The sequence below is a fragment of the Ferruginibacter sp. genome (genome assembly GCF_049840995.1).
Classification (GTDB): Bacteria; Bacteroidota; Bacteroidia; order Chitinophagales; family Chitinophagaceae; genus Ferruginibacter.
In genome coordinates, this window is the sequence record NZ_JASGIP010000008.1 from 715,068 (window position 1) to 733,053 (window position 17,986).

Below are 17,986 nucleotides of genomic sequence, written 5' to 3' on the forward strand. Positions count from 1 at the left end.
ATTCCCTTCATGCAAAAGCATATCGCATATTGCCTGGTATTTTTTTCATTGTTGTTGGCAGCCTGTTCAAACCATCAAAAGAATACCGGTATAGAAAAATGGGCCGGTGAATATAGTTTTGAAGAAGAGCCTGTAGCTGCCAATGCAGGTTATATAATGGCGATGGAGTGGTCTTTCTCCATTCAAAAACAAAATGACAGCCTCAAGGGTACGCTTGAAGTGAATGGACAGCAAACATTTTTTAAATTATCTACCGGCATTAGCGGCGACAGTAATTCGATCGCTGTAACTTATAACCATGTTATTGACGGGAGTGGTGAACAATTAAAGCAGGGCGACACTTTATTTATATTGTCGAAAAGGAACGGTGCCCTTATTACACAATGGAGAGCCCTTGAACCAAGATTATCTCCCGTAATGGTACTGGAATGCGATTGTTTTATAGAGATGAAGCAGAAAAATTCACCTCATTAATATCACTCTACCGATACAACTCACTTCATTAATCCGTTCGCTTATTACCCGCTACCGTTCAATAAGCAGCAACGTACCGGTACTGCTGCGATAGTTTTCTTTGCAAAAAATTATTTATGACAAAGAAAACAGCCCTTTTTATAGCATTGACAATATTTACCTTTTTAGCAACCGGCCAAGCAAATGCACAAACAGCTAAACCTGCAAAAGAGTACTTAAATGTACCCGGGCCGGTTGTTTTTGAAAAAACATCCTTTCGCCTTGACTGGAGCGCTCATCCCTCTCCTGATTTTTATAAACAGGAATACCTTGCCAAAGGCGATACCACCGGCAAATACAAAACCATATTGTTGCTGGATGTGATAGTAGGCGACGTGAACATTAAAGATGTAGTGGCACAAAAAACTGCCGAGCTTAAAAGAATGAAGGAAACCAATCCTATGGTGAACTTTGAAAGTTTTGGCAATCCTACCACCGGCGAATACATGCTCGATTTTTTACTGAGCGCCAACAGCGCCGATGGAAAATATGTAACCGTCGTGGAAAGAAATGTGTATCGTTACAAAACCTTTACCGACAAGTCGGGTAAGAAAGGCATTTTATTGTTTGGTGTAAGCACCCGCAGTTATGGTAACGATATTGATGCCTTTTTACTGGCGTTGAAGAATAATAAAAAAGACCTGGTGAACCAGGTGGCAAAATTTACCATCCCCGAAATTAAGATCGCAAAATGATGACTACTTTTACAGCAGCAAATACTTTTTCAAAATTGAAAGCAGACCAGCACAACACTGTTATAGTACGCAAAGGAACCGTTTATGATGCCGTGTATATTTCACTGCTGGCAAGGATAACTTTTGCGGAAAGTTTTGGTCACCTGTTCCGGGATTACCAGGATGTGATCGATTACTGCGACAAAACTTTTTCTGTTGACAAGATCAGCAGCAGTCTTGAAAAAGAGAACAATACATTCTTTATTGCTTTTTGTGATGGGCTGCCCGTTGGTTATGCCAAGTTCAAAAAATACTCCCCTTCTGATTTCATTGGCGGTGAAGGTGTTTCTCAATTGCAGAAGATCTATGTGCTGAAAGATTTTCAATCTAAAAAGATCGGGCAGGCTTTACTGGATAATATATTCCTGGAGATGACCGCATTGCAAAAGAACACACTCTGGCTTTCGGTGTACGTGGAGAACCGGGGTGCCATCCGCTTTTATGCAAAGAACGGTTTTGTTGCCGCCGGCAGCCACACCTACAGTATCGGTAAGGAAATTTTTGAATTTACCGTAGTGAAAAAAGATTTTTAAATAATGTGCTGCTGTTTTCCCGGTTGTTCATTTTGAGTACACAGTTTTTTCTTACATTGCAAGTACATACTTACTGCAATGACCGGTACAGGGATCACCGCAATACTTATTATCATCGCCAATATTGCCTTTTCGTACAAGGGTTTTACCAACGAAACTTTTTTCGGCAGCTATAAATTCCAGGTAGATAAGATACTCGTTAATAAAGATTACCTGCGCCTTATCAGCTCGGGTTTTTTGCATGTAAGCTGGCAGCATCTTATCTTCAACATGATCACCCTTTATTTTTTCAGCACGAGCCTAGAGTTTGCGGTGGGTGAGTTGAGATTTCTTATTATTTATTTTGCAAGCCTTGTTGGTGGCGACCTGCTTTCTTTATTCATACACCGGCATCACAGCGATTACAGTGCTGTTGGCGCTTCCGGTGCAGTCAGCGGTGTCATCTTTGCTTCCATTGCATTATTTCCCGGTATGGATATTGGCCTTTTTGGAGTAATTGGCATTCCCGGCTGGTTGTATGGATTAGTATATGTTGGTTTTTCCATTTATGGTATCCGCTCTAAAAAAGATAATATTGGCCACGATGCCCACCTTGGTGGCGCTTTAGTGGGTATGCTGGTAGCTTTACTGATGGAGCCTGCCGCCTTTGCAGAAAACTATATTACCATTTTAATTATTGCTGTGCCTGCTATACTATTCATCTATCTTATTTATAACAGGCCGCAAATGCTGCTGGTGGATAATCTCTTCCATAAAAATCATACAGACCATTATTCCATCGATCATAAATACAATGCCGAAAGAACCAGCAAACAAAACGAGATCGATTCTATTCTTGATAAGATCAATAAAAAAGGCATGAAAAGCCTTACCCAGGAAGAAAAAGAACAACTAAAAAAATATTCAGAATCTTTACGATGATAACAGCTAGACTGACAAAACAATTTGTACTGTTACAAGTATTTATTTGCTGCAGTTGCTGTGCAGTTGCTCAGACAGAAAAAACGATGGAAGAGTTGTATAATAAACACCAGGCCTGTCTCGATTCCGGGGTAAATATGGTGGGCTGTTCAAGGGATTATTATTTACAAATGGACAGCATGCTGAATATTGCGTACAACAAGTTGCGCTCTCAATTATCAGAAACTGCAAAGACCACTTTAAGAGATGAGCAAAGAACGTGGATAAAGAAAAGAGATATTTATTTTGCCAAACAGGACAAAAGGTTCCAAATAAATCTAACTAAAAGGATATGGGGTACAGATATGATAATGATCACCTACGATGATAAGGCTAAATATGTGGAAGAGCGGGTACTTGTATTGATCAAGAGAATAAAATAATGACTGTGCTGATCTTATTTATACAAGAAGTGCGGCCAATAATGCCGCACTTTCACTTGTTCTAATCAAAAATATCTTAAAAGCCAAAATACTGTTTGGCATTATTGTAACAGATATCCTGTATCACTTTTCCGGTCCATGCAATATCATTGGGCAGTTCGCCATTTTCAATTTCCTCACCAAACATGTTGCACAACAAACGACGGAAATATTCGTGGCGTGGGAAAGATAAGAAGCTGCGGCTGTCGGTAAGCATACCCACAAACTTGCTCAGCAGTCCCATATTGCTCAGTGCGTTCATTTGTTTTATCATGCCATCCTTTTGATCGAGGAACCACCAGCCCGAACCAAACTGTACCTTCCCTACACTGCTGCCATCATTGAAGTTACCGATCATGGTAGCCATTAATTCATTATCAGCAGGGTTCAGGTTATACAAAATTGTTTTCGCCAGTTGATCGGTGCTGTCCAGCTTGTTGAGGAATTTAGACAACGCTCTTGCCTGCGAAAAATCACCGATACTGTCCCAACCGGTATCAGGCCCCAGTTTGCCCAGCATCCTTGCATTGTTATTTCTTAATGCTCCGAGGTGATATTGCTGCACCCATCCGCGGGAGTGATCCCATTTGGCAAACTCTACCAGCATTGCCGATTTTATCTTATGATTCTCTTCCAGGCTCAGTTTGGAACCCTTCCTGATCTTATCAAAAATAAGATCGATCTCCGCATCGGTATAATCTTCTGCATACACCTGCTCCAGGCCATGATCGGATACAGAAGCGCCCATTTCCACAAAAAAGTCGTGGCGTTTTTTCAGTGCGATCAGGTAATCGCCATAGCTTACCACGTTTACATCGGCAGCAGCTTCCACTTTAGCCACATAAGCATTGAATACAGCGGGATCATCCACGTTCATTGCTTTATCAGGGCGGTAAGCCGGCAATACTTTGATGGGACAATTGCCCGCAGCTATTTTTTTATGATGTTCCAGGTTATCAGTCGGATCATCGGTAGTGCACAGGGTTTTTACATTCATTTTACCCAGTAATCCCCATACGCTGTATTCCTTTGTCTGCAGCAGGGCGGTTGCCTTATCGTAAATTTCTTTAGCGGTATCTGCATTCAGTATCGTGTCGATATTAAAATAACGCTGCAGTTCCAGGTGAGTCCAGTGATACAATGGGTTACGTAGTGTATACGGCACCGTTGCTGCCCATTGCTGGAATTTTTCAAAATCAGCTGCATCACCGGTGCAATACTTTTCGTTGATACCATTCGTACGCATGGCCCTCCATTTGTAATGATCGCCATACAGCCATACCTGTGTAAGGTTGGCAAAGCTGGCATCATTGGCTATCTGGTCGGGTGGTAAATGATTGTGATAATCGATGATAGGCATCGATTTTGCAAACTCGTGATATAAAGTTTGTGCTGTTTTATTCTGCAGCAAAAAATTTTCGTCTAAGAACGGTTTCATAATGTTGTTGTATCTCTGGTTTTTTAGCGCTCGTTAAAAGATGTTCAATGTTGAAAGTTGAACATTGAACGTTGAAAATTGAGTATTGAACATTCCTTCAGAAAGGTTGCTGGAGCAACCTGGTACGCCCATTAAAGGCTCACGCCCCTCTTCCACGGAATAAAGTCATCCTGGTTCAGCAATACCGCTTTGGGAATTATTTCGCCACTCGCAGCTTTGATGCAATATTCCAGTATCGCCTCGCCCATCTGCTCAATTGTTTTATCTCCTTCCACCACCGGGCCGCAATCAATATCAATGATATCATTCATGCGCTTGGTAAGGTTGCTGTTAGTGCTCACTTTTATAGTAGGGCAAACCGGGTTACCGGTAGGCGTTCCCAATCCGGTAGTGAATAAGATCAATGTTGCACCACTGGCTGCTTTACCGGTGGTGGCTTCCACATCATTACCCGGTGTGCAAACCAAGTTCAGTCCCGGTTTTTTGGCTGGCTCTGTATAATCCAGCACATCCACCACGGGAGATGTACCGCCTTTTAATGCAGCACCATTGCTTTTAATAGCATCGGTGATCAATCCGTCTTTAATATTACCCGGCGATGGGTTCATATAAAATCCACTGCCCACACTTTCTGCCTGCGCATTATAAGTACTCATTAAATGAATGAATTTTTTGGCAGCATCCTCGTTCATTGTACGGTCGATCAGGTTTTGTTCTGCACCGCATAATTCGGGGAATTCTGCCAGCAATATCCTTCCTCCCAAACCAACTACAAGATCACTCAGGTATCCTACAGATGGATTAGCACTAATACCGCTGAAACCATCGCTGCCACCGCATTTTACGCCAATGCATAATTTTGACAGCGGCGCCGGTTTGCGTTCCAGTTTATTGATCTCCACCAATCCTTCAAAAGTTTTACGTATCGCCTCTGCGATAAGTTGCTCTTCGCTTTGCGATTGCTGCTGCTCGTAAATATATAAAGGCTTATCAAAATTGGGATTGAGCTGTGCAAGATCATTCTTAAAATCTGCTACCTGTAAATTCTGGCAGCCCAGGCTTAATACAGTAACGCCTGCCACGTTGGGATGATTGGCATAAGAGGCCAGTAATTTGCTTAATATACCGGCATCCTGCCTGGTGCCACCACATCCACCCTGGTGGTTCAGGAATTTGATGCCATCTACATTCTTGAACACACGGTTAACCGTAGACGAAGTTGGTGTTGAAAAGATATCTACATTGCCGATATCCTGTCCATTCTTATACGCTTCTATTAATTCGTGTGTGTATTGTTTGTATTTGTCTGCCACTGCATATCCTAATTCGTTGTGCAGGGCTTCTTTAATAACATCCAGGTTACGGTTCTCGCAAAATACAGTAGGGATGAACAGCCAGTAATTGGCCGTGCCCACTTCGCCGTTGCTGCGGTGGTAACCATTAAAGGTTTTGCCCGCAAATTTAGATACATCGGGCGCCGTCCATTGAAAATCTGTTTTACGGTAAAAATAAGGATCGGCCGCATGCTTGGTATTTTCTGTATTCATCCAGCTGCCCTTTGCAATAGGATGCTGGGCCTTGCCCACCAGTACGCCATACATGATTATCTTATCGCCTTCTTTCAGATCGGTGGTAAAGAATTTATGTTTGGCTTTTACGTCTTCCTGCAAAACAAATGTTTCGCCGCCATATTCAATTTCCTGTCCTTTTTTAAGATCGGTCAATGCTACCAGCACATTATCCTTCGGACTAACTTTTAAAACCTGTTGCTTCATTATCTGTTGTAATTTTTATCCATCGCCCAATTAAAACGGGCTTTATTTTACACTTGTTACGGTTTCTTTATTGATAACAGTCAGCATACCGTATTTCAGAATATCCTCCACGTTCTCTGTTATTTTTTCTGCCAGGCCGGGTATTGCTGTAAGGTCAGCATTCCAGAGGGATGCATTGCCCAATACATTTTTTACCAACTGCGGCACCGGGTAATTTTTCCACTGTTCAAAAAAGTAGCCTGCTTTGGGATCTTTAATAGGATAATCTGCTCCATTAAAGTTACCATAAAAAACATCATTGTCCACTTTTACCGCTTTCATGAACACCAGGTAGGCTGCAAAGCCCAATGCCATATTTTCCGGAACGGATTTATACAGTTCTGCATAGCGCAGTAGTACCTGCACGATCCTCATTTCCAGCTTGGATGTATAATTCAGGCTGATATTGATCCAGTGATGTTCAATGCTGGGGTTGCGGAACCTGTCCAGCACTTTGCCTGCAAAAGCCTGTGCATCCTCTTCCGGCAATTCGTAAGGTATGGCCTTTGCGATCTCGCTGGTCATCAGCTCTTTTACAAAATTAGATATCACCGGGTTGTCCATCGCTTCTTTCACTGATACTATACCGGATAGAAAAGCAATGGCGCAGCTCAGCGAGTGCGTTCCGTTCAGCAACCTTAATTTCAGTTCTTTAAATACATGAATATCCGGCGCTATCACCACGCCACTGTCTGCTGCGGCAAAGGATAATACAGACGCAATACTTTCATTGCCTTCAATGGCCCACAGGCTGTATACTTCACTCATCGTCATCAGGTCGTCAGTATAACCCAGTTCTTCTTCCAGCGCTTTTTTAGCAGCGGCATCAGGTTTGCCGGGTACAATACGGTCCACCAATGAATTGCAGAAATGATTGTGTTTTTCCAGCCACTCAATAAAATTCTCTTCCAGCCCGTTCAGGTGCGCCAGCTCCAGTACAATGGCTTCCAGTTTTTTTCCATTATCACTGATCAGTTCTGTGGGAACGATCACCATACCGCACTGGTCGCTGCCGTCAAAGGCTTTATAACGTTCGTATAAAAATGCCAGTAATTTCCCTGGATATGATACCGGCGGGTGATGATGAATATCGTCTTTCACCAGTTCGATACCTACTTCGGTGGTGTTGGAGATGATGATCTCCATATCGGGATTGTGGGCGCATTTTAAAATGGCTTCCCATTCATCTTTTGCGGATAATACCCGGCTGATGGCAGAGCATACAATATTCCTGCTTACAGGTTTTCCATCATCCAGTCCACGTATACATAGCGTATACAACCCATCCTGCTTTTCAAATGCAGCGCTGTCGCCACCGCTGGTGGATTTTACCACCACCACTCTTCCGTTGAAGATGCCCTGGCGGTTGGCCTTATCAATAAAATAATCGGGTAGCCCCCGCAGTAATACGCCGGTACCAAACTGCAGCACTTTTTCAGGAAGGTCAAAAACACCATCAGGAACCTGCTCCACCTTACCGGCCTGAATATTCTTCAATGTAAATTTTGATAACGTCATTGCTAACAATTTAAATAGTTATTTTTTTATCCACTTTACTGCCCATTTAGGGTAGTCTTCATTCATTAATTTTAAAGGCCAGGTGCCGTACCATGCGTAACCAATGCGGCGTTCATTCTCCACTTCGGCAATGGTCTTTTTGGGCTGGCTGTCGCGGCCCGTAAAGAATGGTTCATTGGTATTGATATCGTAGAACCTTGCCCATATCACCGAGTTCTCTTCTTTTACCAGCACCCTGTCGCGGCCGCTGGCTTCATTGGGCGCTTTTACATCCACAAAATTATAGCCTTGTATCTTCACTTTGTCAAACCATTCCATCGCTGCTTTTACGGCTGCAATCATGTCTTTTGAAGGGTTCGGCTGCTGCATCAGGAACTTTACAATACCCACCGATTCAGAACCGCTCAAAGATACCAGTTCAAATTTCCTGGCCATCTCGGGCTGTAAGGTAGTGGCATTATACTGAGCACACCAAACAGTTAATTTACCATTTTGTTTGATCTGTGTATTTAAGATACAGTTGATGCCTTTTTGTATGGCCGCACTGCATTTTTCTCCAAAGCTGCCCATTACAATATCCAGGTCATTTTTACCTGCCACCACATCCTGCAATACATTCAGCACATTGATCATAGCATTATCATTATACGTGACCTGGCTGCGGTACAGGCTGAAATCAGGATAGTATTGCGGCCAGCCGCCATTGGCATACTGCGCTTTTAAAAGATAAGCAATGCCGTTCTCTACCGCTTTTAAATATGCAGGATTATTATAGGTTTTGTAGGCCTGTGCCAGGTAGCGTATCTCTTTTGTAGTAGCCTGGTTGTCGATGGTTGCATCGATGCCTTTTTCATAACCATCCCGCAATTCTTTCAGTTCTGCATCATTCAGTACACGTTTATAATCCACATTCTTATTACCCTGGAAATGCTTGGGCCAGCCGCCATTCTTGCGCTGGTACAATAACATATTTTCTGCTACCGGGTCTGTTTTGGGTGCAGCAGTTACGCCAGCACCTTCTGCAATGGTAGGTGTGGCCATTGCCGCCGGTAAATTGGTATTGGCATCTCCTACCTCGGCAGGCGCTTCAGGATTCCACTGGTTATCGTACACCCATGTAGCCGTAAATGCTTTAATGTCAAAACCAGCGGGCACATTGTTCTTATACCAGCTGTAATCGCCCCCTTCTCTTTTACAATTGTAATAATACACCCTTCTGCCCCATTGGATAGTATTGGATGTAGGTACCTGGTAGATGTCTGCATCTGCCATATTTTTTGCAAAAGCGCAATTGAGTAAATAAAACTGTGCATCGCGGTGATAGCGGCCAAGCTTAAACCCGTCATCGCCGGAAAATTTACAATTTAGCAACACAGTTTTTGATTTTTCATATTTGCTGCCATCGTGCCAGATAGCTGCATTATTATCGTGACAAATAAATTTGCAGTCCTGCGCCAAGGCCCATCCGCGTGGACAATAAAAATCAACACCCCCTTCCATGATGCAGTCTTTAAAATAGAACATGCCATCATCCGTATTCCATGGGCTTACGGTATCGCCACCCCATGCACGAAAGATGCAATGTCGTACTATAAGCCGGGTGGTATTGAAGGAACGCAATGCCATCTGGTGACTGTTGGGTCGGATCTTTTTCTTACCGGTACTGTCTGCAGCGCAGGTTACTTCTCTTTCTGTTTTATTATCCCTGCCATAAGTATTCAGGAACGAAAGATTTTCCAGTACAATATCGCTGCCACGGAGATTGATGGTGGCAACACCATAATCTTCTTTATTATCACAGCGCCATTCATCCCGGGATAATGCTATGCTGATGATCGTGTTCTCAGGATCATCGCCTCTGAGCGTTATAAAATTCTTATCAATGAATAATTTTTCATTGTACACGCCCTTGCGGATGCGGATAACATGCTGCTTTTTGGTATCATCATTGGGTATACTGTTGATGGCTTCCTGTATGCTTTTAAAATTACCGGTGCCATCTTTCGCCACCACGATATCTTTTTGTGCAAACACCGTGTGCATGCTGCATACAGCACAAAACAACAACGCTATTTTTACTATCTTTTTCAAATTTATTTTTTGGGTGATTGCAGTAACCACTTCACCAGGTTCTCTGCAGATTTATAGTTCTCATATTCCAGTGGCAGCTTACGGTTGTCCAGGTATTCGTTGTACAGCCATGGATCGCCTACGGCCAGCACTTTTCCTTTGCCATAATTAGCAGTGGCAATGATCACGTCACCATCTTTCACCGCATTGGCAACAGCCGGCGATTTTATATCCAGTGTGCTCACTTCTTTTAAATACATTTTTTTAGGCGTGGTGAATACTGGGTTGTTGGCACCGGGCACCACAACGCCCTGTTCAAACTGGTCGTTCTTTACCATATTCACACTTTTATCGGTAAACTGGATACCAAATGCAGCACCCAGTAAATTAAAATGTTTCAGGTCGCAGTTGTTACTGTCGTTGGCCATTAATAATAAAGTGCCGCCTGCCTTTACCCAGTCGCTGATGGCTTTTACATCCGCAGCATTCACAAAGTTGGGTTTGGGATTATCCCTGATATGATCCGGGTCAACAATAATGTATACCTGTGCATTTTTTAAATTAGCTGCAGTAGGCGCTACATCCAGCGATGCCAGTTTTGCACCATAGCGTTGAAATACGCTGCCCAGTGTATAAAAACCGGGATGACTTCTTTCTTCCCATACATAATGCCAGTAAGTATCTGCACCGGTCACGTCCTTCTTTTTTTCGCTGTTGAACCAACGGTCCAGCAACACGGTTTTGCCGGCACCAATGCTTTGTGTAGGTACCATGTACATTTCACTCGCGGCCAGTAAAAAGGCACCAATGCCTTTTGCATCATTAGGGATCACCTGTTCGCTCATGTAATATTCAAAGCTGCCATCACGGTAAGGATTACCACCCAGGCCGCTTACTTTTACAGTGCCCAATACATCAGTTTGCCCGTTCTCTTCTTTGATGAATTTATTCAGTATGCCTTCATACCCTTTTTTAGCAATGGCAATTTTAGCAGCAGGTAAATATCCTTTTCTAACCCCCTTTGCAATAGCATATACAAACTGGCAGCTGGCACTGTTCTCCAGGTAATTTTTTTCTTTACCGGGTCCGCTGTAATTCATGATATCGTACCACAACCCTGTTGCTTTATCCTGTTGTTTTTCTATCGCATTCACCAGCCTGTTCAGGATGTCGATCAATGCTTTCCTTTTGGGATGATTGACAGGAAAATATTCCAGTGCATCCACCAGCGCATCGCTGTACCAGCCCATGGCCCTTGCCCAGAACAAGGGAGAAGTACCGGTTTCTTTATTGGCCCATTTCTGTTCTTTGCTTTCATCCCATGCGTGGTATAATAACCCGGTCTTGGCATCCCTTGCATGTTTTTCCATCCAGATGAACTGGTTGGCAATATCATTAAAGGCTGTGTCTTCATGGAACAGCATGGCGTATTCAGCATAAAATGGTTCGCCCATATATAAGCCATCTAACCACATTTGATTGGTGTATATCTTTTTATGCCAGAAGCCCCCTTCGTGTGTGCGTGGCTGTGATGCCAGCTGGCTGCGGAGCAGGTCGGCCGCTTTTTTGTATTTGTCTTTACCGGTTACCCTGTACAACAGCAGTACCAGTTTACCATTGTTCACAAAATCAATATTGTAATCATCTTTATCGTAACCTTTAATAGTACCGTCGTCTTTTACAAAATAGTCCATCTTCCTTTGTATATCAAAGAAGTATTCGGCCTTGCCGGTATTCATCCACAAACCTTCAAAGCCTTTCAGCACCACGCCCATATCGTAACTCCATTTGGTATTGCTGCCAATGGGCACGGTATCTTTCCACAGGCTCATTACGGTAGCCGCCACTTTCTCTTCCACTGATTGTGCAAATGTGTTTGCTGAAAGAGCGATCAAAAAAACCAGGATAATCTTTTTCATACGAATGATATTTACTGCGCTGCTTATTTTGTCTTAGATTTTGTTTTTTTCTTTTTATCATTAACGGGTGCAGGCGGCGTTGCTTCCCAGCTTACCACTGCATCTGTAACACCAAAGCCGGTATTCAGTTTTTGTTTGGCTTTAGTAACATCGGTATTTAAAATATTTACATTCTTTGTTCTTTCTCCCTGCACAATGGCCAATACATCCGCGCTATCCTTATATTTTAAATTAGTGATGTTGATATTATCACTATTCAAAACATAGGCAACAGGATTGGTGTTCCTGCTCAGCATGGTAACATTATTCAGGTTAATATTGCTGGCCTCCTGTATATCGATGCCTTCATCGGCCTGTAATACAGCATTCTCAATCCAGATATTCTTTACATGCATTTCGGGTATACCCCTTACAAAAATGCCTTTGGCGGCGCCATTGCAGGTGATATTGCGCAAATAAAAATTTTGGAACTGCGGTGTGCCTTCATTCACGGGTTTTATTTCCACGGCAGGTGGTTCCCTTTTTCTCCCGATAATACCACCGGGTCTTTGGCCATATAATACATATCAAACAAAATGGCTTCTGCAGGAATATCTTTCATATTCACATTATTCACGTAAATATTCTCTACCATTCCACCGCGGCCACGGGTGGTCTTAAAACGAAGACCGATATCGCTGCCGATAAAATTACAATCGCTTACAAAAAGATTGTTGGCGCCACCGCTCATTTCGCTGCCCACTACAAAACCACCGTGTGCATGATAAACAATACAATTTTTCACGATCACATCTTTTGTAGCCAGTCCTTTTCTTCTTCCTTCTTCATCGCGGCCGCTTTTAATACAGATACCATCATCGCCGGTATCAAAATGACAACCCAGCACCATCGCATTCCTGCTGCTTTCCAGGTCCAGTGCATCATTATTGGTGCCGAACCATGGATTCTTTACCGTAAGATTTATAAGTGTGATATGCTGCGATTCCTGGATATGCGTGGTCCATGCAGGCGAGTTTTCAAAAGTAACATCCTGTATCAAAATATTTTTACAGTTGAAAATGCGGATCATATTCGGACGGAGAAAATCTTTTACATCTTCATAATCTTTTAAAGTTTTACCCGCATCCAGTTTACCTACATTGCCGGATAAAGAACCTTTCAATGCCTTTGCAGAAGAGTACCATGTTTTTTTATCTTCTGTTAAAACGCCGCCATATTTTTTCTGATGCGCCTTCCACTCGGTTTCTGTTTGTTTATCTTTCTTCAACGGGCGCCAGTAAAAACCATTACCATCCATAATACCTTCTCCGGTGATGGCAATATTCTCCAGGTTCTCTGCAGTAAATGGCGACTGGCATCTTGCAGCCTGTACCCCTTCAAAAGTAGAAGCCACTAAAGGATACTGGCTAAAGTCCGGCGTGAATATGATCAAGGCCCCTTTATCCAGGTGCAGGTTGATATTGCTTTTCATGATGATGGGGCCGGTAACAAAACTGCCTTTGGGTACCACCACGGTACCGCCTCCGCCTTTGGCACACTCATCAATTGCTTTGTTGATAGCAGCAGAATTAAGTGTAAGTCCATCGGCAATGGCGCCATAATTCAGGATATTGAAAGTGTCTTTCTTAAAATGCGGTACATATACTTTCGGTAATTCAAAAGCCATTTTCTCTTTAAAATCAGAAGGCGCCAGGTATTTTTCCATTGGCAGGTGCTGCTCTTTAATAGACTGACAAACGAGTGAGGCCATAGAACGAGCGCCGTATTCGCTGAAATGTGTATTATCTTCCCTTACGCCCTTTTGTGTTTTAAAATGCCCTGCGGGAATATGCAGAAAAAACCGTTTGCTGTCTTCCACGCCTTCTTTAACGATCAGTGCTTCACTGCTTTGGTGCAGGTCTATAACGGCAACGCCTAACTGCAAACCTACTTCTTTTACCACAGCAGGATAATCGCCATGTGTATCAGTGAATTTTCCCTGTGCATCAAAACTGCGGCGCATTACGGGTGTTATCAAAACAGGTGTGGCGCCTTTGCTGCGCACATCGTTGATAAAACGGATCAGGTTTTCTTTGTACAGCGTATGGGCCGGTGCAGAACGGGTGCTGTCTTCCGATTTTTCGTCGTTATGCCCGAACTGTATCATTACAAAATCACCGGCTTTCAAACGGCTCATTACCGTATCCCAGCGATGTTCGTTGATAAAACTTTTGGTACTGCGGCCATTCACCGCATGGTTCTGTATCTCTACATCGCCGGTAAAATATTCCGGCAGTAACTGCCCCCAGCCTCTTTCAGGATTATCTTCCAATGGTTTGTTGGCACAGGTGCTGTCGCCAATTAAAAAAATAGTGGGCTTTTTATCAGGTGATAAAAATGCAAGACCACTAATGCTGATAACTGCTATGAGCAAAAACTTTTTCATGAATGTTTAGCAAGATCGTTGTTTAGTATGGCGAATAAAGAGATACTGTACAAGAGTCCCGCAAAGCGGGATGTTCCATGCAACGCAGGAAAATCAAGGTTGCATGCCGGTACAAAAACTATCTCAGGTCATTTATGTTAACGGGATCCATGTCGGTGTAAATAAAATTTTCACCGGCCATGCCCCATATAAAACCGTAATTGCTGGTGCCGCAACCGCTGTGTATGCTCCATGGCGGCGAAATGATGGCTTCATCATTGCTCACCACCAGGTGCTTTGTTTCGGTTGGTTCACCCATCAGGTGAATGATCTTTTGATTTTCCGGTACATCAAAATAAAAGTAGGCTTCCATCCTGCGGTCGTGCACGTGTGTCGGCATCGTGTTCCATACACTGCCTTCTTTTAAAATGGTGAGCCCCATTACCAGCTGGCAGCTTTTTAAACCATCAGCATGAATGTATTTATAGATCGTTCTTTGATTGGCCGTGAATACAGCGCCCATTTCTGTTGGCGATGCTTTTTCTTTCTTCATCAGTTTGGTGGGATAGCTGTGGTGCGCAGGCGAAGAAAGCAAATAGAACTTGGCCGGGTTATCTTTCTTTTTGCTTTTGAAAGTAACTTTCTGGCAACCCTTGCCCATGTACAGGCAATCGAGCCTGCTTAGTTCGTAGGTTTTTCCATCCACGGTTATTTCACCATCGCCCCCTACATTGATAGCGCCGAGTTCCCTTCTTTCTAAAAAATAATCCGCCCTCAGGGAAGGATAAGTGGGCAATGCAATTGCTTTGGTACCCGGCACTACGCCACCGATGATCACCCTGTCGTAATGGGTGTACACAAAATTTATTTCGCCCGCAACCATAATGTTCTGTACCAAAAAATTACTGCGCAGCTCTTCCGCATTCATGCGGCTTACTTCTTTTGGACTGTTGTGAAATCTTATCTGCATTTTCTTTTTTTTATCGTGAGACGTGAGTGGTCAGTCGTGAGTAGCGTCACAAGTTTGCCATTACTTTTCTATCACATAACACTTTCAACTTTTAACTTTCAATTCTGAACTTTAAACTTTCAACCTTTAATTTTCGTCGCTTCTAGTTCCCCCTTCAGGGGGCGGAGGGGGTTATCGTCCCATCCATCCTCCATCCACCGTTACAATCGTTCCATTCATATAATCACTTGCTTTGCTGGCCAGGAATACGGTAGGGCCTTTAAAATCTTCCACCTCACCCCAACGGTTAGCCGGAATGCGGTCGAGGATCGATTTACTACGCACCGGATCGGCACGCAATGCTTCGGTATTATCCGTAGCGATATAGCCCGGTGCAATACCATTTACATTCAGTCCCTTGCCTGCCCATTCGTTGGCAAAAGCCTTTATCAGGCTGGCAATAGCGCCCTTACTGGCTGCATAGCCCGGCACATTGATACCGCCCTGGAAGCTCAGTAGCGATGCCGTGAAAATGATCTTGCCACTGCCCTGCCCGATCATTTTTTTACCGATCTCGCGGGTGATGATGAATTGTGCATCGAGATTGATAGCGATCACTTTGTCCCAATACTCATCACTGTGTTCCGCAGCGGGATTACGCATGATGGTACCGGCGTTATTCACTAAAATATCGATCACGTTATTCTCTGCAGTAACTTTTTGGGTGAAGGCGGTGATGGATTCCCTGTTGCCGAAATCGCATTGATAAGCTTTAAAATTCCTGCCCAATGCTTTTACTTCGTTCTCAATTTCGCTGCCGCTGAGGGCCAGCGTTGCGGATACGCCGATGATATCTGCACCTGCTTCGGCTAAACCCAGTGCCATTGCTTTTCCTATTCCTTTGTTGCATCCTGTTACCAATGCCGTTTTACCGGTTAGCTTAAACTGGTCTAAAATGTTCATTTTTTTACAATCGTTTTGTGCCCCTGATCCCTACCCTTCAACTTTAGTGAGGGTATAGGAAATTGCAGCTTTTAATGATGAAGTTTATATTTTATACGAACCTCCTGCAAAAAGTTCGTTTCTATAGCTATTTTCCGGGTCAATTATTCCTTTTTCCAGCTTCAATTTTACCACTATATTTCAAGGGAAAAAACTATTAAAAGGGCTTTATTTACGCAATCGTTCCCGACATCGTTTTCCTTACAAATGCCCCGGCAAAAAAACGCATAAATCCTTGTTGTTGAAATCTTTTCGTAGATTTTTACGATGCCTGAAAATAGTGTTTCCAGGGTAAACGGATGGTATTTTTTAAGCACACTCAAAACGGCTGTCAGCGATCAAAATGTCACTACTTTTTTTTCCCGGTTGCTCTGGTAGGCTTTTTCTATTACTTGGATCACATTTTTCCCCTCTTCGGCCGATACCGGCAGGGGCGCCCCCGCGGTAAGGGTTTGATAAATGCCATCATAATATTCCCGGTAATTACCGTTTTCGGAATGCAGGTATTCCCGTATCTCTTTACCGTCTTTTTCGGTGTGCAGCAGCCCCATTTCATTTTCCGGTTCTTTGCCCCAATCGGGCATATCCGGCGAAAGCCCCGCCTGCAAGGCTTTTTCCTGCACATCCGTTCTTGCTTTAATGAAAGAACCTTTTGTACCATGAATGGCATAGGATGGCAATGGCTCCCGTACCACGTAACTGGCTTTTATCCGCACCCGCTTGGAAGGATAGAATAATAATATTTCCATATAATCATCCACCAGAGAAATTTTTCTTGCGGCAAATACATCGGCAAAAACTGCTTCGGGCATGCCGAACAGGCACAATGCCTGGTCTATCAAATGCGAACCGAGGTCATATAACAACCCTGTTCCAGGTCCCGGCGTTTCCTTATGCACTTTGGGACTGAGGATCTCGCTGTAACGGTCAAAATGAAATTCTGCTTCCACGATATCGCCCAGCATATTTTCCTGCAGCACTTTTTTAATAATCTTGAAATCGCTGTCGTAGCGCCGGTTCTGGTATACCGAGATCATTTTGTTTTTTTCCTTTGCCAGTGCGATCAGTTCATCACATTCCGCTACGGTAATGCAAAATGGTTTTTCTACAATGATATGCTTGCCTGCCAGCAATGCTTTTTTTGCCAGCTCGTAATGGGTATAGTTGGGTGTATTTACGATCACCAGCTCAATGGCAGCATCGGCCAGCATGGCTTCGTACGTATCGTAGGAAATAATACCGGGATATTTTCCTGCTGCAGCCTTTTTACTTCGCTCCCACACTGCATACAATTCAAAACCCGGATGCAGGTGCAGAAAGGGTGCATGAAACACCCAGCCACTCATCCCGAAGGAACACAACGCGGTTTTAATAGTGCGCATGATTATTTTTTAACTGCAAATTAAAAAAATGAAACCACTGCGTGGTTTTTGTTAGCCACGGATTGCACAGATTTTCACGGATATCTTCTTACTACTTTAATCTGTGTAAATCCGTGTAATCAGTGACCAAATATCCTGTTGCGAAGCAACTGATAAAAAACAAACCCACTGACTGGTTTTGTTAGCCACGGATTGCACAAATTTTTACGGATATCTTAGCAACTGTTTTAATCTGTGTAAATCCGTGTAATCCGTGGCCAAATATCCTGTTGCAAAGCAACTGATAAAAATAAACACACTGCGTGGTTTAGCTTGCCACGGATTACAC

General features: G+C 43.4%; 15 protein-coding genes. 5 read left to right on the forward strand and 10 right to left on the reverse strand.

Annotated features, from left to right (window positions below):
- Nucleotides 1-9 precede the first annotated feature (9 nt).
- The 5 genes from QM738_RS24020 (at nt 10) to QM738_RS24040 (ending at nt 3,123) form a co-directional block, all read left to right on the forward strand.
- On the forward strand, nt 10-474 hold the full coding sequence (locus QM738_RS24020) for a DUF5991 domain-containing protein (RefSeq protein ID WP_462279312.1): 465 nt from the start codon (nt 10-12) through the stop codon (nt 472-474).
- Between the two features lie 116 nt (nt 475-590).
- Nucleotides 591-1,208, forward strand: coding sequence for a hypothetical protein (locus QM738_RS24025; RefSeq protein ID WP_462279313.1), 618 nt, complete (start codon nt 591-593; stop codon nt 1,206-1,208).
- Entirely contained in the window at nt 1,205-1,780 is a 576-nt protein-coding gene (locus QM738_RS24030; protein ID WP_462279314.1) for a GNAT family N-acetyltransferase, read from the forward strand. Before QM738_RS24025 ends, QM738_RS24030 begins: the two co-directional genes overlap by 4 nt.
- A gap of 78 nt (nt 1,781-1,858) precedes the next feature.
- The gene (locus QM738_RS24035; RefSeq protein ID WP_462279315.1) at nt 1,859-2,701 is read left to right on the forward strand and encodes a rhomboid family intramembrane serine protease; all 843 of its coding nucleotides are present in this window, start codon (nt 1,859-1,861) and stop codon (nt 2,699-2,701) included.
- Nucleotides 2,698-3,123: a lysozyme inhibitor LprI family protein gene (locus QM738_RS24040; RefSeq protein WP_462279316.1), complete on the forward strand. Its 426-nt coding sequence runs from the start codon at nt 2,698-2,700 to the stop codon at nt 3,121-3,123. Before QM738_RS24035 ends, QM738_RS24040 begins: the two co-directional genes overlap by 4 nt.
- A 76-nt stretch (nt 3,124-3,199) precedes the next feature.
- On the opposite strand, the gene uxaC is transcribed toward QM738_RS24040, so the two are convergent.
- The 10 genes from uxaC to QM738_RS24090 form a co-directional block, all read right to left on the reverse strand.
- The gene (gene uxaC / locus QM738_RS24045; RefSeq protein ID WP_462279317.1) at nt 3,200-4,600 is read right to left on the reverse strand and encodes a glucuronate isomerase; all 1,401 of its coding nucleotides are present in this window, start codon (nt 4,598-4,600) and stop codon (nt 3,200-3,202) included.
- A gap of 131 nt (nt 4,601-4,731) precedes the next feature.
- A complete protein-coding gene (locus QM738_RS24050; protein WP_462279318.1) occupies nt 4,732-6,375 on the reverse strand; it encodes a UxaA family hydrolase in 1,644 nt (547 codons plus the stop codon).
- A 42-nt stretch (nt 6,376-6,417) separates the two neighbouring features.
- Nucleotides 6,418-7,932 (reverse strand): tagaturonate reductase, encoded by a 1,515-nt coding sequence (locus QM738_RS24055; protein ID WP_462279319.1) that lies wholly within the window; start codon nt 7,930-7,932, stop codon nt 6,418-6,420.
- Nucleotides 7,933-7,950: 18 nt separating this feature from the next.
- Nucleotides 7,951-10,023 carry a pectate lyase gene (gene pelA / locus QM738_RS24060; RefSeq protein WP_462279320.1) on the reverse strand — a complete coding sequence of 691 codons (2,073 nt, stop codon included), beginning with the start codon at nt 10,021-10,023 and terminating at the stop codon, nt 7,951-7,953.
- Between the two features lie 2 nt (nt 10,024-10,025).
- Nucleotides 10,026-11,921 (reverse strand): DUF4350 domain-containing protein, encoded by a 1,896-nt coding sequence (locus QM738_RS24065; protein ID WP_462279321.1) that lies wholly within the window; start codon nt 11,919-11,921, stop codon nt 10,026-10,028.
- 23 nt (nt 11,922-11,944) lie between these two features.
- Nucleotides 11,945-12,427 (reverse strand): hypothetical protein, encoded by a 483-nt coding sequence (locus QM738_RS24070; protein ID WP_462279322.1) that lies wholly within the window; start codon nt 12,425-12,427, stop codon nt 11,945-11,947.
- Nucleotides 12,418-14,346 (reverse strand): glycosyl hydrolase family 28 protein, encoded by a 1,929-nt coding sequence (locus tag QM738_RS24075; protein ID WP_462279323.1) that lies wholly within the window; start codon nt 14,344-14,346, stop codon nt 12,418-12,420. The genes QM738_RS24070 and QM738_RS24075 overlap by 10 nt, the downstream gene beginning before the upstream one ends.
- Before the next feature lie 118 nt (nt 14,347-14,464).
- Nucleotides 14,465-15,295 (reverse strand): 5-dehydro-4-deoxy-D-glucuronate isomerase, encoded by an 831-nt coding sequence (kduI, locus tag QM738_RS24080; protein ID WP_462279324.1) that lies wholly within the window; start codon nt 15,293-15,295, stop codon nt 14,465-14,467.
- A 171-nt stretch (nt 15,296-15,466) separates the two neighbouring features.
- Nucleotides 15,467-16,237, reverse strand: coding sequence for an SDR family NAD(P)-dependent oxidoreductase (locus tag QM738_RS24085; protein WP_462279325.1), 771 nt, complete (start codon nt 16,235-16,237; stop codon nt 15,467-15,469).
- Nucleotides 16,238-16,614: 377 nt separating this feature from the next.
- Nucleotides 16,615-17,658, reverse strand: a complete 1,044-nt coding sequence (locus QM738_RS24090; RefSeq protein ID WP_462279326.1) for a Gfo/Idh/MocA family oxidoreductase — start codon at nt 17,656-17,658, stop codon at nt 16,615-16,617.
- Nucleotides 17,659-17,986: the final 328 nt, after the last annotated feature.